The sequence below is a fragment of the Sphingomonas sabuli genome (genome assembly GCF_014352855.1).
In the GTDB taxonomy this organism is placed as follows: domain Bacteria; phylum Pseudomonadota; class Alphaproteobacteria; order Sphingomonadales; family Sphingomonadaceae; genus Sphingomicrobium; species Sphingomicrobium sabuli.
This window is the reverse complement of record NZ_CP060697.1, coordinates 478,834-498,580: the sequence shown is the minus strand read 5'-3', so window position 1 is coordinate 498,580 and position 19,747 is coordinate 478,834. Positions and strand designations below refer to the sequence as shown.

Sequence of the window (19,747 nt, the reverse complement as noted above, 5' to 3'; positions counted from 1 at the left end):
AGATCAATCCGGAAAGACGCAGACGACGGCGGTGCAGTTGTGGAATCCCTCAAACTGGCCTTCTGCTCGGGCAATCTGCCCATGGGTGTTGCAGCCGACCATGGCGGCATCACCGATCCTGTTGGTGACAGCCGCAACTTCCGACGCGAAGTGATCCCCGCAGCGCAGACGCGTCGCAACGCAATCAAAGAACAGCGCGGCCTTCGGGCTGCTCTCTCCGATGGCGGCCATGGCCGCGTCCGTCGCCCGCTCGGCGGCTTCGGCTGCCGAACGATTAGAGCTCTTCATTATGCTGACCACGCTTCCGACAGGGATCTCAGCCGCGCAATGGACCGAACCGTCGTCGTTGATCGCGAGCGGCACGCGCAGGCGATAGCCACTGCCCGTATCGATCCCCAGAATGTTCTGCAGAAAGAAAGGGATTGGCGAAGCGCGGTCGAGCTTTTCGCCCTTGGCTGCGGCATGCTCCTCGAAAGCTTCCGCGGCTGGAAGGCCGTTGAGGCTGATAAGCGTTAGCCCCTCCGCCTCGGTGACCCTGAAGGGATCCGAAGCTGGCTCCCAGCCATGGCTGACGCCGACGCCAAGCGGCTTGTGGGACAGGATCTCCAGCGCGACAGCCGCATCGGTGAGAACTTCGGTGCCGTTGAACACTGTCGTGCGCTTGAAGGTCGCATTGTCTCCTGCACCCCCGCCGAAGAACTGATACTCGCCTGCAGTGGCCACCGTCAGCTCATCAGCAAGAGCATCGGCATATCCGGCTAGAGCGTCGGTCAGGACAAGCGCCGAACGGTAGGAGAAGCTGTCGTCCGATGGCCCTGCGAAACCGTTTACGATGCTCCGCGCAGCTGCAGCTGCATCGCGCTTAAGGTCCTTTCCCACCCCTAGGCTAAAGCGGGCGTTGGGGGCGCTGATCGCAAGCGCCGAGGCGAGACCGACCCCCAGCGTGTCGTTCGTGAACTCGCCGGCCGACGAGGCCCCGACGATCAAGTCCGGCGAGCAGCCGCCGTCCAGTGCCCGAAGCAGCTCTCCGTGATCGTAGTCTGGTGCGGCGAACACGATGACTGCGTCCGGGGCGCTGCCGAGAGTGGATTGGATCTGCTCCGCCAGAGCGCGGCCTGCCGCGGCGCTGTCCGCCTCGGCCGTCGATGCTGCAACTGCTTCCATGGACTTCACCTAAGTAAAGCCCCCCTCTATCTACGCATAGAGACTGCGAAGTGATGGTCAACCGGAAGCGTCACTCCTCTGTTCGCCCGCCGGGGAAACTTCGACCGACGCCAATGTCCGCTTTCCACCCATTGCAGACACTGAAGCAGCGGACTTCCGGGAATGCTGGTTAGCGCTCACAGCGAGCTTCCCGAAAACACGACAATCGAAATACCGTTCGGGTCGGAGAGGAATAGATAGCGGCTTCCCCAAGGCCGGCTGACGGGGCCACGGGCCCGGAAGCGGTCGTCCGCTGGCACTGCAAAGGCATCGACGTCTTCTACCCGAAACTGAAGGCCTACTCCCGAGAAGTCGTAGTCTCTGCACCCGTGATAGATTTCCAGCGTCGCTTCGCCAGCAGTGCCGTGAAGACCGAGAATACAGCCGCAATCATTCGGTTCGTTCCACTCTTCGAGCACCGTCAGCCCGAATAAATCGCGGTACCAGTCGCGCGTTGCCTCCACACGCGGAGTCACGATCTTGGTTTTCATACTGACCACAGCAGTCATCTAGCCCACCGTCCCTCTTTCAACAGTCGGCAAACTGGCACAGAGGCTTAGATCGCGCGAGTGTCCGCTTTCCACCCAAAGCAGACACTAGACAGGCGGCAGGATCGCTAGCCTGGCGTCCTTGGCTCCGCACCTGGAACATTTAAGCCGCCGCCTCAGAGCCTCGATCGGCTGAGCTCCGCCTAGCTTGCCAGCCTCGAACCCGTCCACGGTCTTGGCAGCTCCGCAGCCTGCGCACTCGATCCGCAATCCAGCCTCGAACCTAACATCGGCTGTCGTGCGGATGTGCTTCGTGGACATTTGCGCCAGATACGCCGAGCGGAACGATTCGGGAACATGGCACGGTTAAAGATCCGCCCCACGATCCTGTCGGCGGCTGGATGCGCGACGTGACAAGCAGTCGTCCTTGCGCCACACATGCAGCACGAGGCTGGAAACTGGCGGTTTTCCGTGTCGAATGCGCGGAATCATAATCCGCGTGTCGGGGGTTCAAGTCCCTCCTCCGCTACCATCGCCCGACGCGGTGGTTCGACTTTATTGCAACATCCAGGTGATCTTCTGGGTGTAGCTGCTCGCGATTGCGCTTCCTTCGCTGTTGCGCGCCGGCGTGAAGCGCGCCCGGCGCTTCAGGATGGTGCAGGTCGCACGATCTAGCGATTCCGATCCGCTCGACGTCGCCACTCGGCAGCTGCTTACCTTGCCCTGCGGATCGATCTCGAGCCGGGCCATCACCGTTCCTTGCTCGTCGTTGCGGAACGCGTCGGCTGGATAGTCGGCGGCGCTGAACAAAGCTGTCAGGTTGCCTTGCGCCGGCTGCGCACCTCCGTCGCTCGCGGGTGGCGTCTGACGAGCCGGTTGCTGGGAAGGGCCGGCCGGCTCCGTGGGCGCCGGCGTATCCTGCGGCGCGGTGAACGTATCGAACCAGCTGTGCTTTACCGTCACCAGCGCGATCAACGCCAGCACGCCCACGAAGGCGACTTTGAGAAAGCTGAACTTGTCCCGCTGGACGGGGGACCGGGGGTCAATGTGCCTGTCGTCCGCCATGTTTGTCCCTCAGGAACCAGGCTTCAGTACGGCGACCAGGAAGCAAAAAGCAAACGCCCGGACCGCATGGCGATCCGGGCGTCCTTGCGTGACGATTGCTCGTCAGCCCCCTTGAACATGCTCTCCGTCGTTTCCGGCGGTTCAGCTGCGCCAATAAGGCGGAGCAGTCGGCACGGGGGCGAATTACTGCCGGGGCGGGCTGCTTGTCACGCATTCATTGCGTCGGCGCGGCAATTTGGCACGGCCTGTGTCGCTTGCGCCACATACGCTGGGCGGGGACGGCTCGCATTGCGTTGGACAGGCGAGCGCCCTAGGGCTGCGCGCAAACCAGTTTGCAGGATATCCAGGTGCGTTTTTCCCGAGCATTTCTGCCGGTCCTCAAGGAGAGCCCGGCCGACGCGCAGATCGTCAGCCACAAGCTGATGCTGCAGGCCGGCCTGGTGCGTCAGACCGCAGCGGGCATTTACGCTTGGTTGCCGCTGGGGTTTCGGGTGCTGCAGAAGATCGAACAGATCGTGCGCGAGGAGCAGGACCGCGCCGGCGCGCAGGAAATGCTGATGCCGACGCTGCAGTCGGCGGAGCTGTGGCGGACCAGCGGGCGCTACGACGCCTACGGCCCGGAAATGCTGCGCATCAAGGACCGCCACGACCGCGAGATGCTCTACGGCCCGACCAATGAGGAAATGATCACCGCGATCTTCCGCGACGAGGTCAAATCCTACCGGGAGCTGCCGCGTACGCTCTATCACATCCAGTGGAAGTTCCGTGACGAGGTTCGGCCCCGCTTCGGCGTGATGCGCGGGCGCGAATTCCTGATGAAGGACGCCTACAGCTTCGACCTCGACGAGGCCGGGGCGCGGCAAAGCTATTATACGCAGATGCTGGCCTACCTGCGCACCTTCCAGCGGATGGGCATCAAGGCCGTCCCGATGAAGGCCGACAGCGGCCCCATCGGCGGGGACCTCAGTCACGAATTCATCGTCCTTGCTCCCACCGGAGAGAGCGAGGTGTTTTACGATGCCGCTTATGACACGTTCGACTGGAACCAGCCAGATTTGCGCTACGGCGACGAAGCGGGGCTGCAGGGCCTGTTCGACCAGGTCAATTCGACCTACGCCGCGACCGACGAGACCCATGACGAGGCCCGCTGGGGCGATGTCGCCGACGACCGGAAACGCACCGGCCGCGGGATCGAGGTCGGGCACATCTTCTACTTTGGCGACAAATATTCGGAATCTATGGGGCTGAAGGTGTCCGGCTCCGACGGGCAGATGGTCACGCCCATGATGGGCAGCTACGGCGTAGGCGTTTCGCGCCTGGTCGGCGCGATCATCGAGGCCAGCCATGACGAAGCCGGGATCATCTGGCCGGAAGCGGTGGCGCCGTGGAAGGTCGGCATCGTCACCATGCGCGCCGACGACGAGCCGACGGCCGCTGCTGCCGAGAGCCTCTACGCCGACCTCCAGTCGGCCGGTATCGACGTGCTGTACGACGACCGGAACGAGCGGGGCGGGGTGAAGCTTGGCACGATGGACCTGATCGGTCTGCCCTGGCAGGTCATCGTCGGGCCGCGCGGTATCGCCAATGGTGTGGTTGAGCTCAAGAACCGCGCCACCGGCGAGCGCGAGGAACTGAATGTCGACGCCGCGATGGCAAGGCTGACCGCATGATCCTCAACTCGTACGAGCGCATGGTCGCTCGCCGCTACCTGCTCCCCGGCAAGGGCGAAGGGTTCATTTTCCTCGTCGCCTCAATCAGCCTGGTCGCGGTCGCGCTTGGCGTTGCCGCGCTGATCATCGTGATGAGCGTGATGAACGGTTTTCGCGCGGAGCTGTTCGACAAGATCACCGGGCTCAACGGTCATGCGGTGGTGCAAGGCTACGAAGGGCGCCTCAACGACTGGCAGCCGATTGCCGCCAAGGCACGATCGCTTCCGGGCGTCACGTCGGCCACGCCGCTGATCGAGCAGCCGCTGATGGCCTCGTCCAACGGGCGTGTCGAAGGCGTGATCCTGCGCGGCATGCGGCTCGACGATATTCGCAACAACCCGGTCATCGCCAACAATGTGAAGTCGGGCAATCTCAGCCTCGTGACGCCCGGCAGCGAACGGGTCGCGATCGGATCGCGGCTGGCCGACATGCTGGGTGCCTATCCCGGCACGACGATCAGCCTGATCAGTCCGGAAGGCCGCTCGACCGTGGTTGGCACCGTTCCGCGCATCGTTACCTATACCGTCGCTGCGGTCTTCGAGGTCGGCGTCTACGATTATGACAACGCCTTCGTCATCATGCCGATCGAGGATGCGCAGAACATGCTTCTGGCGGGCGAAGCCATCAGCACGATCGAGGTGCAGACGACCAATCCCGACAAGGTCGACCAGATCCTTGCACCGCTTGGCCCGGAAGTCCGCAACAAGGGCGTCATCCTCGACTGGCGGCAGATGAACTCGGCCCTGTTCCAGGCACTGGAGATCGAGCGGATAGCGATGTTTGTCGTGCTGTCGTTGATCATCCTTGTCGCCGTGTTCAACATCCTGTCGTCGCTGATCATGCTGGTCCGCGCCAAGACTCGCGACATCGCCATCCTGCGCACAATGGGCGCCAGCCGGCAGGGGTTGATGAAGGTGTTCGTCACCGTCGGCGTGACCATCGGCTCGCTCGGCATCCTCCTTGGCATCGTGCTTGGCGCAATCTTCCTTTTCTTCCGCCAGGGCGTGGTCAACGCGATCCAATATGCGACCGGCGCCAACCTGTGGGACCCGGCGGTGCGCACGCTGACCGAATTGCCGTCCAAGACCGACCCATTCGAGGTCGGGGCGATTATCCTCATCGCGCTCGTCCTGTCGTTCCTCGCCACGCTCTACCCGGCGTGGAAGGCGGCAAGCACCGATCCGGTGCAGGTGCTCCGCTATGAGTGAGCCCGTCCTCAGCACGCGTGGGCTCAAGCGCTCGTTCGAGCAGGGCGGGGAGCGCATCCACGTCCTGCGCGGAGTCGATCTCGACATCATGCCCGGCGAAATCGTCGCGCTGCTCGGGCCGTCCGGCTCCGGCAAGTCGACGCTGCTGCAGGCGGTTGGCCTGCTGGAAGGCGGCTTCGAAGGCTCGATCCGGCTGCGCGGCGAGGAAGCGGCCGACCTCGACGACGACGGGCGCACGCGCCTGCGCCGCGAACTGCTCGGCTTCGTCTACCAGTTCCACCACCTGCTGCCCGAGTTCAATGCGATCGAGAACGTCGTCCTGCCGCAGCTGGTGCATGGCACCGACGCGGCCAGCGCGCGGACCCGGGCCGAGGAATTGCTGTCGACCCTTGGCCTCGCCAAGCGGCTCGACCACCGCCCGTCGAAACTGTCCGGCGGCGAACAGCAGCGCGTTGCGGTGTCGCGCGCGCTGGCCAACCGCCCGCCGCTCGTCCTTGCCGACGAGCCGACCGGCAATCTTGACGAGACCACCGCCGACAAGGTTTTCGCCGAGTTCCTGTCGCTGGTAAGGGGGGAGGGCAGCGCAGCGCTGGTCGCCACCCATAACGAGCGACTGGCGGCGCGAATGGACCGCGTGGTCCGGTTGCACGAGGGCGTCCTGCAATGACCGACAAGCGCGATATTCCCGAACAGCCGCACGACGAACCCCCGCCCGTCGATACGCCGGCGGAGAAGAAGCGCCGGTTCAACTGGCTGGTGGTTGCCATCCTCGCCGCGATTGCCGCCGGCGTGCTGCTCGCCAGTTCGGTTTGGCAAGGGAGCTGGGGTGGCGGGGATGACGAGGCCACCAGCGAGGAAGTCGCGGCCAAGCCGGACCCTGAAAAATGGTGCGCCGCTCAAGGCACCTACGACAACATCCGCCGCGAACTGTTCCGCCGCGCCGCCCAGGTCCGCGGCAGCGACGAGCAATCCTATGCCCGGCTGGCCGACTTCGCATTGCTGCGGGTCAACGGGCCGGTCGTGCGGAGCGTCGACGAGCGCCTCGACAGCGTCACCTGCAGCGGCAGTGCCGTGCTCAGCCTGCCGCCCGGAGTATCCGTTTCCGGCGGCCGCCGATCGTTGTCGGGCGACGTCGAATATTCGGTGCAGCCCGCCGCCGACGGGACGGGCAACGTCGTGCGGGTCGGCAATGCCGACGCCATCGTCGTTCCGCTGGCGACCCTGTCGCGCACGTCGGGGTCGAGCAGCGCGCCGCTCGTGCCGCCCAACCTCGATACCGGTGCGGTGCCTCCGGTCGCCGAACCGTCGCCGGTTCAGGATCCCGTGGAGCGGCCCGAGCCGACGCTGCCGGTGAGCGCCAATCCGAGCTTCAACTGCAACGCCGCCCGCACCCGCGGCGAAATCGCGATCTGCGGCGATCCCGGCCTGGCCGCGCTCGACCGGCAGATGGCAAGCCAGTTCAACGGCGCACTTCGCGAAGCCTCGCGCGACCAGCGGGCGCTGCTCGAACGGACGCGCGGCCGCTTCCTGTCCTATCGTGACCGCTGCGGCACCAATCAGTGTATCGCCGAGACCTATCGCAGCCGCATGCGCGAGATCGGCGACATCATGGCCGACCGCTGGCGCGGCTGATCCTTTTCTAGTGGATAAGGTGGGGTGCGCCCTTTGCGCACCGAGCCCCGGCTCTCCATAACAGGATGATGGCCGAGCCGTTCGTTCCGCTGCGAGTCTTCTCCTGTTTCACGATGCTCGAGGGCGCGATGGAGCCCAAGGCGATCGCGTCGCGCGCGGAGAAGCTCGGCTTTCCCGCAGTTGCGCTGACGGACCGCAACGGCCTGTACGCCGCGATGCCGTTTACCGACGCGTGCATCGCGAAAGGCGTGCAGCCAATCATCGGCACCGCGCTGGCTGTGCGCCGCCCGCCGGAACTGGGCGATGCTATCGACTGGCTGATCCTGCTGGCCAAGGACGACGAAGGCTATGCGCATTTGTGCAAGCTGGTGTCGTCGGCCCATCTCGACCGTCCGCTCAGCGACGTCCCGCACGTTGCCTTTTCCAGCCTTGAAGCTCTGTCCGGCGGATTGATCGCGCTGACGGCAGGCGCGGAAGGCGCTGTCGCGCGGCTGTTGTCGGACGGCCAGGATCGCGCCGCCGAAGCCTATCTCGACCGGCTTCAGGCGCTCTTTGCGAACCGGCTCTATATCGAACTCAGCCGACGCGGCGATCCCGTCGAGGAAGCCGCCGAGGACCGGCTTATCGACCTGGCGTATGCGCGCGACCTGCCGCTGGTGGCGACCAATCCGGCATCTTACGTGGACCCGGCCTTCCACGCCGCGCACGATGCGATGCTGTGCATCGCCAACTCGGCCTATGTCGAAAGTCGTGATCGCCCGACCTCGTCGGCCGAAGCATGGCTGAAAAGCGGGCCGATGATGGCCGAACTGTTCGCCGATCTGCCCGAAGCCATCGCCAACACCGCAGTCGTCGCCCGGCGCTGCGCCGTCGGCGCGCCCAAGCGCCGGCCGATCCTGCCGCGGTTGAGCGATGCCGAGGACGAGCAATTGCGAAGCGACGCCCGCGCGGGCCTTGCGGCGCGGCTTGGCGGGCGCCCGCCGGAAGACCTCGCGGCCTATGACGAACGGCTCGACTATGAGCTCGACGTCATCATCAACATGGGCTTCGCCAGTTACTTCCTGATCGTCGCCGACTTCATCAAATGGGCCAAGGCGAACGACATTCCGGTGGGGCCGGGCCGCGGATCGGGCGCGGGGTCGGTGGTGGCCTGGGCGCTGACCATCACCGATCTCGATCCGATCGAGCTCAAGCTGCTGTTCGAACGCTTCCTCAACCCGGAGCGCGTGTCGATGCCCGACTTCGACATCGATTTCTGCGAAACACACCGCGACAAGGTCATCGCCTACGTCCAGCGCAAATATGGCACGGACAAGGTCGCGCAGATCATCACGTTCGGGCGACTGAAGGCGCGCGCGGTGCTTAAGGACACCGGCCGCGTGCTGCAGATGAGCTACGGCCAGGTCGACCGGCTGGCCAAGCTCATCCCCAACCACCCGACCGATCCGTGGACCCTGGAACGTTCGCTTAACGGCGTGTCGGAGCTGGCCGCCGAGTATAAGAGCGAAAAGGACGTCAAGCGGCTGTTCGACCTGGCGATGAAGCTGGAAGGCCTTCCGCGCCACGCGTCGACCCATGCCGCGGGCGTCGTCATTGGCGACCGGCCGCTCGACGAGCTCGTCCCGCTCTATCGCGATCCGCGATCTGAAACGCCGGTCACCCAGTTCGACATGAAATATGTCGAGGCCGCGGGGCTGGTGAAGTTCGACTTCCTCGGCCTCAAGACGCTGTCGGTGCTGAAGGAAGGGCAGCGGCTGCTCAAGGAGCGGGGAATCGCGGTCGATTACCTCTCGCTCCCCCTCGACGATGCGGCGGTATACGAAATGCTCCAGCGCGGCGACACGGTGGGCGTGTTCCAGCTGGAATCGGAAGGCATGCGGCGCACGCTGGCCGCGGTCCGGCCAACCAGCTTCGGCGACATCATCGCGCTCGTCTCGCTGTATCGGCCGGGGCCGATGGACAACATTCCGATGTTCGGCGACCGCAAGAACGGCCGCGCGGACATCCACTATCCGCACCCGCTTCTCGAAGAGGTGCTGCAAGAAACCTACGGCATCTTCGTCTACCAGGAACAGGTGATGCAGGCGGCCCAGGTACTGGCCGGCTATTCGCTTGGCGGCGCAGATCTGTTGCGCCGCGCGATGGGCAAGAAAATCCAGAGTGAGATGGACGACCAGCGCGCGACCTTCGTCGAGGGCTGCGCGACCCACAACGGCATTCCGGCGGCCAAGGCCAACGAGCTGTTCGACTTGATCGACAAGTTTGCCGGTTACGGCTTCAACAAGAGCCACGCCGCGGCCTATGCGCTCGTCGCTTACCACACCGCCTGGCTCAAGGTTCACCACCGGCCCGAATTCTACGCCGCGTCGATGAGCTTCGACATGACGCAGACGGACAAGCTGGCCCTGTTCGTGGAGGACATGCGCCGCGGCGGGGTCGAATGCCTGCCGCCGGCCATCAACGCCAGCCATGCCTTTTTCACGGTGCAGGACGGCGCGGTGCGCTACGCCCTGGGTGCATTGAAAGGCGTCGGTGAGAAGGCGATGGAAGCGGTCGTCGAACAGCGGGAGGCTGCCGGTCCGTTCAAGTCGCTCGACGATTTCGCCAACCGGATCGAGCCGCGCGTGCTGAACCGTCGGCAGGTGGAAAGCCTTGCCGGAGGCGGTGCGTTCGATGCGCTCCAGCCCAACCGCGCGTCGGTCCATGCGGCGGCGGAGACCATCCTCGCCCATGCCGCCAGCGCCGCGCAGCAGCGCGAAAGCGGGCAGGGCGGGCTGTTCGGCGCGGGCGACAGCAGCGTGCCGCCCATTCGTTTGCCTAACGCCGAATGGAGCCTGTCGCAGCGGTTGAACGCCGAGCGCGAATCCTTCGGCTTCTATTTTTCCGGCCATCCGGTGGAGGCGCATGCGCACCTGCTTGGCGCTCACAAGGTCAAGACCTTCGACCAGCTGGCCGACGTCCGTATCGGTGAAGGCGAGCGGGTGACCGTCACGATGGCGGCCATGGTCGAGGAAGCGCGCTGGCGCACGTCCGCCAAGGGGCGCCGCTTCCTCACCGCGACCCTGAGCGACCCGTCGGGCCAGTTTCAGGCGACTGCCTTCGACGAGGAACCGATCGAGGCGCTGCAAAAAGCAGCCGAAAGCGGCGCCTGCGGGTTGGTCAGCGTCGAACTCGACAAGCGCGTCGGTGACGATGCGCCGCGCTTAGCGATCAAGCGCATCCGGCCGCTCGACACGTTGGCGAAGCAGACTCGGCTCCAGCTCGCAATCCGCGTCGCGCGCGCCGAGCAGCTGCCGGCCATCGCAGCCGAGCTGGCGCTGGCGCGGGGCGGCAATGGCCTCGTCCGGCTCGCCGTCGCTCTCGCTGCGGGCGGGAACGCGTCCGTCGTCGCCGGCCGCGACTTCGCGCTGGACGCTGACCTGGCCGCGCGGCTCGAACGCATCGCCGGCGAAGGCAATGTCGACTTGTCGGTGCAGGAACCGCCAAGGCTGGCTTTGGTCGGTTAGAGCGTGTTGCCGGGTGCCGGTTCGGGCGCCGCCAGCGGCGCGATCGTGTTCTCGGGTGGCAATGCCTGGTCGAGCACCACGTTGTAGCTGCTGGTTTCGGGCGGCGTTTCGGGTTCGGACGTATCCTGCGTTACCGCCGGCGGAGGAGGCGGCGTCGCGGTCTCATATTCGCCGCCGGGCAGGGGGCGAGGGGCCTTGGAGACGCGCGGCGGCGCCTTGTCCTTCGGGGCCGCAATGTCGTCATAAACGCAGGCGTCGAGGCCGTCGCGGCCGACAACCCCGATGCGGGCCGAAATCGTGTTGCCATAACGGCGGGTAAAGCCCTGGGGCGCGATCGCTCCGCGCTCCTTGGGCAGCGGCAGAACAGCGGCGATGCGCGCTGCTTCCGTCCGGTCCATCGCCGAGGCGTCGTGGCCGAAATAGCGTTGAGAGCCGGCGTTGACGCCATAGGTGCCGATGCCGGTTTCGGCGAGATTCAGGTACAATTCCATGATCCGGCGCTTGGGGTACATCTGCTCCATCAGCAGGGTGAACCACGCTTCCAGCCCTTTGCGGAAATAGCCGCCGCCCTGCCACAGAAAGGCGTTCTTTGCGGTCTGCTGGCTGATCGTTGATCCGCCGCGGATGCGTCCGCCCGACGCATTGCGCCGCGCCGCTTCCTGGATGGCATCGAGATCGAAGCCGTTGTGCGCGCAGAACTTGCCGTCTTCGGCCGCGATCACCGCGCGGACCATGTCGCGATCGATCTGGCCGAGCGGCATCCAGTCGCGCGTGACCTTGCGCCCGCCGATGAAGTCACCGGCCATGGTTGCGGTCAACGGCGGGTTGATGAACCGGTATGCAAGCACCCACAGCAGCGAGAACAGGATCAGTCCAAGCACCAGTTTGATCGGCAACAGCAACACCCTCGCCACCGGGCCACGACGGCTGGCCCGCTTGCGCTTGTACGTGGGGATCGTGTTCGTCGAGCGTTTCGCCATGACCGCAGCTTAGCGTCCTCCTTGCCGCAGTGCAGCATCGCATTTACATCGTTTGGCGATGACCAGCACCAACGACATTCGCCGCTCTTTCCTCGATTATTTCGAGAAGGCCGGGCACGCCCGCGTCCAGTCCGCGCCACTGGTCCCGCATAACGACCCCACGCTGATGTTCGTCAACGCCGGGATGGTGCCGTTCAAGAACGTGTTCACCGGGCTGGAATCGCGGCCTTATGTGACCGCCAGCAGCGCCCAGAAGTGCGTTCGCGCCGGCGGCAAGCACAATGATCTCGACAATGTCGGCTACACCGCGCGCCACCATACCTTCTTTGAAATGCTGGGGAATTTTTCCTTCGGCGATTATTTCAAGGATCAGGCGATCGATCACGCCTGGACGCTGCTGACCCGCGAATGGGGACTGGCTCCGGAGCGGCTTCTGGTCACCGTCTATCATACCGACGACGAGGCCTTCGACATCTGGAAGAAGGTCACCGGCTTCGCCGACGACAAGATCATCCGCATTCCCACCAAGGACAATTTCTGGGCGATGGGCGACGACGGCCCGTGCGGACCCTGTTCGGAAATCTTCTACGATCACGGGGACCACATTCCGGGTGGGCCGCCGGGCAGCCCGAACGAGGACGGCGACCGCTTCGTCGAGATCTGGAACCTCGTCTTCATGCAGTTCGAGCAGGCGGCGGGTGAAATCGTCTCCGAACTACCGAAGAAAAGCATCGACACCGGCATGGGGCTGGAGCGGATCGCGGCCGTTCTGCAGGGCGTCACCGACAATTACGACACGGACACGTTCCGCGCCCTGATCGAAGCCAGCGAGGAACTGACGCACACCAAGGCAGACGGGCCGACGCAGGCCAGCCACCGCGTCATCGCCGACCATTTGCGCGCGGCGGGATTCCTCGTCGCCGACGGCGTCCTGCCGGCGAACGAGGGCCGCGGCTACGTGCTGCGCCGGATCATGCGCCGCGCCATGCGCCACGCGCACCTGCTCGGCGCCAAGGAGCCCCTGATGCACCGCCTTGTGCCGGAGCTGGTTGCGGAAATGGGGGCTGCTTATCCCGAATTGGTCCGCGCCCAGCCGCTGATCGAGGCCACGCTGGCGCAGGAAGAAGTGCGCTTTCGCCAGACCCTGGCGACCGGGCTCAAGCTGCTCGATGAAGCGACGTCGGATCTGTCGGAAGGCGGCACGCTGGCCGGCGGAACGGCGTTCAAGCTCTACGACACGTACGGTTTCCCCTACGACCTGACCGAAGACGCGCTCCGCGCCAAGGGGATCGCCGTCGACCGCGCGGGGTTCGACGCGGCTATGGCCGAGCAAAGGGCGCAGGCGCGCGCGGCGTGGAAGGGCTCGGGCGACAAGGCGTCGGACGATCTGTGGTTCGACTTTGCCGAGGAGTTCGGCGGGACCGAGTTCACCGGCTATTCCGGCAACGAGGGCGAGGGCGTCGTCCTGGCGATCGTCAAGGACGGCCAGCGCGTCGACGCAGCGGAGGTCGGTGAAACAGTACAAGTGCTGCTCAACCAGACGCCATTCTACGGCGAAAGCGGTGGACAGACCGGCGATGCCGGAAAACTGACGACGCTCAAGGGTTTCGAAGGCACAGTTGAGGATACGTCGAAGCCACTCGGCAAATTGCACGCGCTACGGACCAGGGTCGTCGCAGGCGAATTGTCGGTCGGCGAGACGGTCCAGCAAAAAGTCGACACCGCCCGCCGCGACCGCATCCGCGCCAACCATAGCGCAACCCATCTGTTACACGCCGCGCTGCGCCACCGGCTTGGTACGCATGTGACGCAGAAGGGCAGCCTCGTCGCGGACGATTATTTCCGTTTCGACTTTTCGCATCCCAAGGCTTTGACGCGCGAGAATATCGAGCTGGTTGAGGCCGACGTGAACGCGCACATCCGCGGTAACGAAACGGTCACCACGCGCCTGATGACTCCGGACGAAGCGATCGCCGCGGGCGCGATGGCACTTTTCGGCGAGAAGTACGGCGACGAAGTGCGCGTCCTGTCGATGGGCCGGACCGAGGAGAGCGACTATTCGGTCGAGCTATGCGGCGGCACCCATGTCCGCGCGCTTGGCGACATCCAGCTGTTCAAGATCATCTCCGAAAGCGCGGTTTCGTCGGGCGTACGCCGGATCGAGGCGTTGACCGGTGAAGCGGCGCGCCGGTGGCTGAGCGACCGCGAAGCCAAGCTACGCGAGATCGCTGCAACCCTGAAAGCCTCGCCCGACGAGGTACCGGCGCGAGTCATCGCGTTGGTCGAGGAGCGCAAGCGGATGGAGCGGGAGCTGGCGGATGCCCGCAAGGCGCTGGCGATGGGCGGCGGCGGCAGATCCGAAGGGCCATCGACCGAAACGGTCAACGGTCACCAGTTTATCGGGCAAGTGGTCGACGGACTCGATCCCAAGGGGCTGCGCGGCGCCGTGGACGACATGAAACAGAAGCTCGGGTCGGGCATCGGCGCGCTGATCGCCGTGAACGATGGCCGCGCCAGCGTCGCGGTGGGGGTCACGCAAGACCTTGCCGGTCAGGTTAGCGCCGTCGAACTGGTCAAGGCGGCCGTCGCGGCACTTGGCGGGCAGGGGGGTGGCGGTCGTCCCGACATGGCCCAGGGTGGAGGCCCCGACGGCGCAAAGGCCGCCGAGGCTCTCCAGTCTATCAAGAACGCTATCGAGAGTGTTGCGGCCTAGGCGCTCGCGGTCGCGTCCTCGGGGATGATCAGGACCTGGCCTGGATAGATTTCGTCGGGGTCCTTCAGCATCGGCTTATTGGCCTCAAAAATCTTGTTGTAGGCGTTCGGATCGCCGTAATATTGCTTGGCGATTGCCGAGAGCGTCTCCCCGCTCTGCACCTCATGGATCTTCGGCTGCGCGGCGTTGGCATCGCCACCGGCCAGGCCGCTGTCGTCGACGCTATCGATATGACGCATGTTGCCGACAATCACCGCCAGCTTCTGGCGCGTAGCGTCGTCCGGGACGTTGCCGGTGACCTTGACCCGCGATCCTTCCACCGCGACCTTGATGTCGCCGGGCAGGCCAAGCCGGTCGATTTCCTTGCGGATGGCTTCGGCGCGTGCCTGGGCGTCGGCGTCTTCCTTGAAGACTTCCTTGCCCTTGTCCTTCTTGAAGAAATCGAAAAATCCCATGGTGGCCTCCTGTTGAAACGTACAGGAAGGAAAGCCGCCGACGGGCGCGCTTGTTCCCCTTCCGGTCAGGCTTCGCGCCGGATAGTTTCTTCCATGGGCCGAAGCCGCGACACGCCGTGTCAGCTGGCGTCGCGCAGCCGGCGGCGGCCAAGCTGCCGCGGCGCTTCCTCCATGTCCGCTTCCAGCTTGATCTGGCCGCGCAATTCGTCGCGCTTCTGGTGGATCGAGGCGATTACCGGCCCCATTGCCACGCCAAGGTCGACCAGCGCGGCCTCCGCCAGCTGCAACGAGGCTTCGACCGTTTCCGGGACTGCGTCGGTGGCACCGGCCTTGTAAAGTCGTGCCGCGTGGGTGGTATCGCGCGCCCGGGCGATGATCGGCAGGTCGGGAAAGGCGTCGCGCAGGCGATGGGTTAGCGTGGCGACCAGCACCGGATTATCCATCGTCAGGATGAAGGCGTTGGGCGTGCCGCTTTGCAAGCGTTCGATCAGTTCCGGGTGGGACACGTCGCCGAAGATCGCCGCATAACCGTCACTGGCGGCGGCGCTGACGGCGTCGATGTCGGAATCGATCGCGACATAGTCCTTACCATGTGCCGTAAGCATATCCGCCACCATCTGCCCGACGCGGCCGAAACCGAGCACCACCACCTTGCCGGTGCCGCCTTCCTTGAGCGCGGAGGAAACGCGCTGCGGCGCTTCGCGGTCGACCCGGCGCCCGGCCATCCGCCCAAGTTTGGCCAGCAATGGTGTGATGGTCAGACCGATCGCGGTGACGATTTGCCAGAAAGCGGCGGTTTCCGGGCGGATTAGTTGCGCCGCGGCGGCTGCGGACAGGACGATCAGGGTGGTTTCGGATGGCGACGCCATCAATACACCGGTCTCGGCCGCGACCGCCGGCCGAGCGCCTTCGAGCCGCAAGAGGGTGGCGGTGACCACAGCCTTGACCACCAGCACGCCGACCACTGCCAGAAGAATCTCCTGCCAGCTGCCGATGATCAGCCGGATGTTGAGGGTCATGCCAACGGTGATGAGGAAAATGCCCAGGCCGAGCCCGCGGATTGGCGCGGTCATGACTTCGACTTCGCCGCGATATTCGGTTTCCGCGATGACGATGCCGGCGATAAGTGCGCCGAAGACCGGGGAAAAGCCGACTGCGGAGGTGATCAGGCTGCTGACGATGACCACCAGGAGGCAGGCCGCCAGGAATAGCTCCGGGCTCTTGGTGCGCGCCGCCTGGGCGAACAGCCGGGGAAGGACGAAGCGGCCGCCGATCAGCAGACCGGCGGCGGCTAACCCGCCGAGGGCCAGTGTCTGGGCCAGCGCGCCAAGCCCGGCCTCCGCGGAATGCGGGGCCATGGCGCCCAGCAGGAAGACGATGGGGACAATTGCCACGTCTTCGAACAACAACATGCCGAGCGCCGACCGCCCGACTGCGCTGCGCGTGCCGACCAGCGGAATGACCAGCGAGGTGGAGGAGAGGGCGAGGGCGAGCCCGAGTCCGATTGCGCCCTGCCAGCCTTGGCCGATCAGGTGGAGGGCGACGCCGATGATCGCCGCCGCGCCGAACAATTCGGCGGCGCCGACGCCGAACACGAGCCGCCGCATCGTCCACAACCGGCGAAAGGATAATTCCAGGCCGATCGAAAAGAGCAGCAGGATGACGCCCAATTCGGCGAACGGCTCGATCGATTCCGGGTTGGAGATTGTAATGAAGTTGAGCCACGGATAATCGTTGCCCATCGCTCCGAGTGCCGCTGGCCCGACGAGGGCGCCGACGAGGATGAAGCCGATGATCGGGCTGATGCGCAGGCGGGCAAAGGCCGGAATGACGATCCCGGCAGCGCCGAGTATCACCAGCGCGTCGCTGAAGCCCGAAGTGCCAAGATCGCCGCTGCCATGCATGACCGCACTTAAGCAGTCGCCCGCCGTCTTGTCACCGCAGGCCTTGCCGGATTAGCTGACGTCATGGCGGCAGATCCGGACATTGTCATCGTCGGTGGGGGTCCAGCGGGGATGATGGCAGGTTTCCTGTTCGCCCGTTCCGGCTGCACGGTGCAGGTGCTTGAAAAGCACGCCGACTTCTTTCGCGATTTTCGCGGAGACACGGTCCACCCTTCGACGATGCAGATCCTCGACGAGGTCGGGTTGCTCGAAAAATTCCTGAAACGGCCGCACAATCGCATTGAACGCGCCGAAATCAGCTGGAACGGGCGCATGATGACGGTCGGCGACCTGACCCACCTCAACATGCCCGCGCCGTTCATCGCGATGATGCCGCAGTGGGAGTTTCTCGACTTCCTGCGCGACGAGGCGATGCGGCTGCCGACCTTTTCGCTGCGCATGGAGGCCAAGGTCGCCGAGTTGATCGAGTGCGACGGGCGGACCTCCGGGGTTCGCCTGGCCGACGGGCAGGAGATCCGCGCGGGCCGGCTGGTGCTGATGTGCGACGGTCGCGATTCGATCGTCCGCCACAGCCTGCCCTTGGAATCGCTGGATGCTCCGATCGACGTCTTCTGGTTCGCCATTCCCAAGACGGCGCCGAGTAATGCGCTGGTCGGCGCGGTGTACGGCTCGCGGCTTATCGTGATGATCGACCGCGGCGATTACTGGCAGTGCGCCTTCGTCATCGCCAAGGGCGGCGGACGCCATCCGGGCGCGCGGGATCGAGCAATTCCGGGCAGAAGTGGCCGCGACATCCCCGGGGATGCCAGACCTGGAGCGGGCATTGCCCGACTTCGACGCCGTCAAGCTGCTGTCGGTCAGCCTCGACCGGCTGTCCTGCTGGTACAAACCGGGATTGCTGGCGATCGGCGATGCCGCCCACGCGATGAGCCCCGTCGGCGGGATCGGTATAAACCTCGCCATTCAGGACGCCGTCTGTACCGCCAACATGCTCGCGCCGCCGATCCGCGACGGCAAGTCGGTCGACGGTTTGCTCGGCCGTGTGCAGGAGCGGCGCATGCTGCCGACGCGCATCATTCAGGGTGCGCAACGGACGGTTCACGAGAGGGTGTTGAGGCCGGTGATCGAAGGGAAGGCCGGCTTTGGCGAGCGGCCGCCGCTGATCATGCGCCTGTTCGACCGTTTTCCGTTGCTGCGCCGGATCCCCGGCTATTTCATCGGTCACGGCATCCGGCAGGAACATGTGGAGGTGCCGGCGGCGCCGGTCGCCTAACCGCCGCCCGGGCCGTGCGGAGCGGTGCTCGGCCGGTCGTCTGCGGTGCCGTCTGGCCCTTCGGCTTGGCCCATTTGATATCGTAAAGGTCGAAGCGGCGATCGGTCAGCGTCTGCACCGTGCCTTCCGCTCGCGCCCAGTTGAGATCGGCGAGGTTGATGTCGCTGATCGTCAGCGTCTCGACATTCTCGCTTGCTTCGGCCGCGATGCCGTCGCGGGCGAAGGGGAAGTCGCAGGGCGTCAGGATGCAGCTTTGCGCATATTGGATGTCCATGTTGTCGACTTTCGGCAGGTTGCCGACGTTGCCGGACAGGACGACGAAGCACTGGTTCTCGACCGCCCGCGCGTGGCTGCAATAGCGCACGCGCATATAGCCCTGCCGATTGTCGGTGCAGAAGGGGACGAACAGGATACGCGCACCCTGGTCGGCGAGGCGCCGCGCAAGCTCCGGGAACTCGCTATCGTAGCAGATCAGCACGCCGATCGGGCCGCAATCGGTCTGGATGGCGTCGATGCTGTCGCCGCCCTTGATGTTCCACCAGTAGCGCTCGTTGGGCGTGGGGTGGATCTTCTCCTGCTCATGCACCGCGCCGTCGCGAAGGCAGATGAAGGCGACGTTCTGGATATCGCCGTCGTCGGCACGCGTCGGGTGCGAACCGCCAATGATGTTGATGTTATACTTCAACGCCATGTCGGTCAGCGCCTGGCGGATCCGTGGCGTGTAGGTCGAAAGCTTCTCGATCGCCTCCATGGGCGTCAGATTCTTCTCCTCGAACGACAGCAGCGAGAGCGTGAACAGCTCCGGGAAGAGAATGAAGTCGGCGCGGTAATCCGCAGCGATATCAACGAAATACTCTATATTATTGATGAACTCCGCGAAGTCCTTCACGGCACGCGCCTGCAACTGGCAGGTGGCGACGCGAACGCTTTCCACGCCGCGCGGCAGGCGGAAGGACTTGGGCTTGTCGCTTTCGACGTAAGGGTTGCGCCAGATCATCAGCACGGCGTTCCCGAGCGACCGTGAATCCGACGGGATATAGTCTTCGAGAATCTCCACCGGCGTGAAGCCGTTGGCCAGCTGGAATCGGAGCACGGGGTCGTGGATCTTCCCCTGTTCGACTTTCTCCAGATAATCTTTCGGCCCGGACACCTTACGCTTGTTCTTGGCGAGGTTGGGCATCCGTCCGGCAAAGGCAATGCCGCTCAATCCCAGCCGTTCGGCCAGTTCGCGACGTTCCTCGTACAGCCGGCGGCCGAGGCGGGTCCCGCGCTCTTTCGGGTCCACGCACAGTTCGTACCCGTAAAGCCAGTCACCCGTGGGGTCGTGGCGCGATCCGACGCCGCCGCCGGTGATCTCGCGCCAGCTGTGCGGATGCAGCGCGACGTCCTCATCGATACGCAGCGACGCGCAATAGCCGACGATCCGGTCGTCGAGGACCGCGACGAAGCAGCCTTCGGGATAATTGTTGATCTGCGCCCGGATCTCCGCCTCGGTGTAGCCGGGCAGGTCGGAATAGCTGCGGTGGACCAAGTCGGCGACGGCCGCCGTGTCGGCGACCGTGGCCTGGCGGATATCGAGCCTTGCCTTGGACTTCTGGTTGTTCACGATGT

Annotated in this window: 13 protein-coding genes and 2 pseudogenes; 8 read left to right on the top strand and 7 right to left on the bottom strand. The window is 64.9% G+C overall.

Annotation, left to right across the window (positions count from 1 at the left end):
* Positions 1–3 precede the first annotated feature (3 nt).
* The 3 genes from H8M03_RS02490 to H8M03_RS02480 all read right to left on the bottom strand — a co-directional run bounded on the left by H8M03_RS02490 (position 4) and on the right by H8M03_RS02480 (position 2,756).
* Complete coding sequence (locus H8M03_RS02490; RefSeq protein WP_187480193.1) at positions 4–1,164, bottom strand: FIST signal transduction protein; 1,161 nt, start codon at positions 1,162–1,164, stop codon at positions 4–6.
* 176 nt (positions 1,165–1,340) lie between these two features.
* Positions 1,341–1,712: a VOC family protein gene (locus H8M03_RS02485; protein ID WP_187480192.1), complete on the bottom strand. Its 372-nt coding sequence runs from the start codon at positions 1,710–1,712 to the stop codon at positions 1,341–1,343.
* Positions 1,713–2,246: 534 nt separating this feature from the next.
* The gene (locus H8M03_RS02480) at positions 2,247–2,756 is read right to left on the bottom strand and encodes an energy transducer TonB (RefSeq protein ID WP_187480191.1); all 510 of its coding nucleotides are present in this window, start codon (positions 2,754–2,756) and stop codon (positions 2,247–2,249) included.
* A gap of 347 nt (positions 2,757–3,103) precedes the next feature.
* Between H8M03_RS02480 and proS the strand changes: the two genes are divergently transcribed.
* The 5 genes from proS to dnaE all read left to right on the top strand — a co-directional run bounded on the left by proS (position 3,104) and on the right by dnaE (position 10,811).
* Positions 3,104–4,426, top strand: coding sequence for a proline--tRNA ligase (gene proS / locus H8M03_RS02475; protein WP_187480190.1), 1,323 nt, complete (start codon positions 3,104–3,106; stop codon positions 4,424–4,426).
* Positions 4,423–5,673, top strand: coding sequence for a lipoprotein-releasing ABC transporter permease subunit (locus tag H8M03_RS02470; protein WP_187480189.1), 1,251 nt, complete (start codon positions 4,423–4,425; stop codon positions 5,671–5,673). The genes proS and H8M03_RS02470 overlap by 4 nt, the downstream gene beginning before the upstream one ends.
* On the top strand, positions 5,666–6,340 hold the full coding sequence (locus H8M03_RS02465; RefSeq protein ID WP_187480188.1) for an ABC transporter ATP-binding protein: 675 nt from the start codon (positions 5,666–5,668) through the stop codon (positions 6,338–6,340). Before H8M03_RS02470 ends, H8M03_RS02465 begins: the two co-directional genes overlap by 8 nt.
* Complete coding sequence (locus H8M03_RS02460; protein WP_187480187.1) at positions 6,337–7,305, top strand: lysozyme inhibitor LprI family protein; 969 nt, start codon at positions 6,337–6,339, stop codon at positions 7,303–7,305. The genes H8M03_RS02465 and H8M03_RS02460 overlap by 4 nt, the downstream gene beginning before the upstream one ends.
* Before the next feature lie 65 nt (positions 7,306–7,370).
* Positions 7,371–10,811, top strand: coding sequence for a DNA polymerase III subunit alpha (gene dnaE, locus H8M03_RS02455; RefSeq protein ID WP_187480186.1), 3,441 nt, complete (start codon positions 7,371–7,373; stop codon positions 10,809–10,811).
* A gap of 245 nt (positions 10,812–11,056) precedes the next feature.
* On the opposite strand, the pseudogene mtgA reads toward dnaE, so the two are convergent.
* Positions 11,057–11,725: pseudogene (mtgA, locus tag H8M03_RS02450) on the bottom strand (monofunctional biosynthetic peptidoglycan transglycosylase); the annotation flags it as partial.
* Positions 11,726–11,849: 124 nt separating this feature from the next.
* Here mtgA and alaS point away from each other — a divergent pair.
* Entirely contained in the window at positions 11,850–14,504 is a 2,655-nt protein-coding gene (alaS, locus tag H8M03_RS02445) for an alanine--tRNA ligase (protein WP_187480184.1), read from the top strand.
* Here the strand turns inward: alaS and lysM are convergent.
* On the bottom strand, positions 14,501–14,959 hold the full coding sequence (lysM, locus tag H8M03_RS02440) for a peptidoglycan-binding protein LysM (protein WP_187480183.1): 459 nt from the start codon (positions 14,957–14,959) through the stop codon (positions 14,501–14,503). The genes alaS and lysM overlap by 4 nt on opposite strands.
* Before the next feature lie 119 nt (positions 14,960–15,078).
* Positions 15,079–16,863: a cation:proton antiporter domain-containing protein gene (locus H8M03_RS02435; RefSeq protein ID WP_187480182.1), complete on the bottom strand. Its 1,785-nt coding sequence runs from the start codon at positions 16,861–16,863 to the stop codon at positions 15,079–15,081.
* Between the two features lie 63 nt (positions 16,864–16,926).
* Between H8M03_RS02435 and H8M03_RS12665 the strand changes: the two are divergent.
* Both H8M03_RS12665 and H8M03_RS12660 read left to right on the top strand, forming a co-directional pair.
* Positions 16,927–17,394: pseudogene (locus H8M03_RS12665) on the top strand (FAD-dependent monooxygenase); the annotation flags it as partial.
* A 271-nt stretch (positions 17,395–17,665) separates the two neighbouring features.
* The gene (locus tag H8M03_RS12660; protein ID WP_246449004.1) at positions 17,666–18,136 is read left to right on the top strand and encodes an FAD-dependent monooxygenase; all 471 of its coding nucleotides are present in this window, start codon (positions 17,666–17,668) and stop codon (positions 18,134–18,136) included.
* On the opposite strand, the gene H8M03_RS02425 is transcribed toward H8M03_RS12660, so the two are convergent.
* On the bottom strand, positions 18,078–19,742 hold the full coding sequence (locus tag H8M03_RS02425; RefSeq protein ID WP_187480181.1) for a bifunctional GNAT family N-acetyltransferase/carbon-nitrogen hydrolase family protein: 1,665 nt from the start codon (positions 19,740–19,742) through the stop codon (positions 18,078–18,080). The genes H8M03_RS12660 and H8M03_RS02425 overlap by 59 nt on opposite strands.
* Between the last annotated feature and the right edge of the window lie 5 nt (positions 19,743–19,747).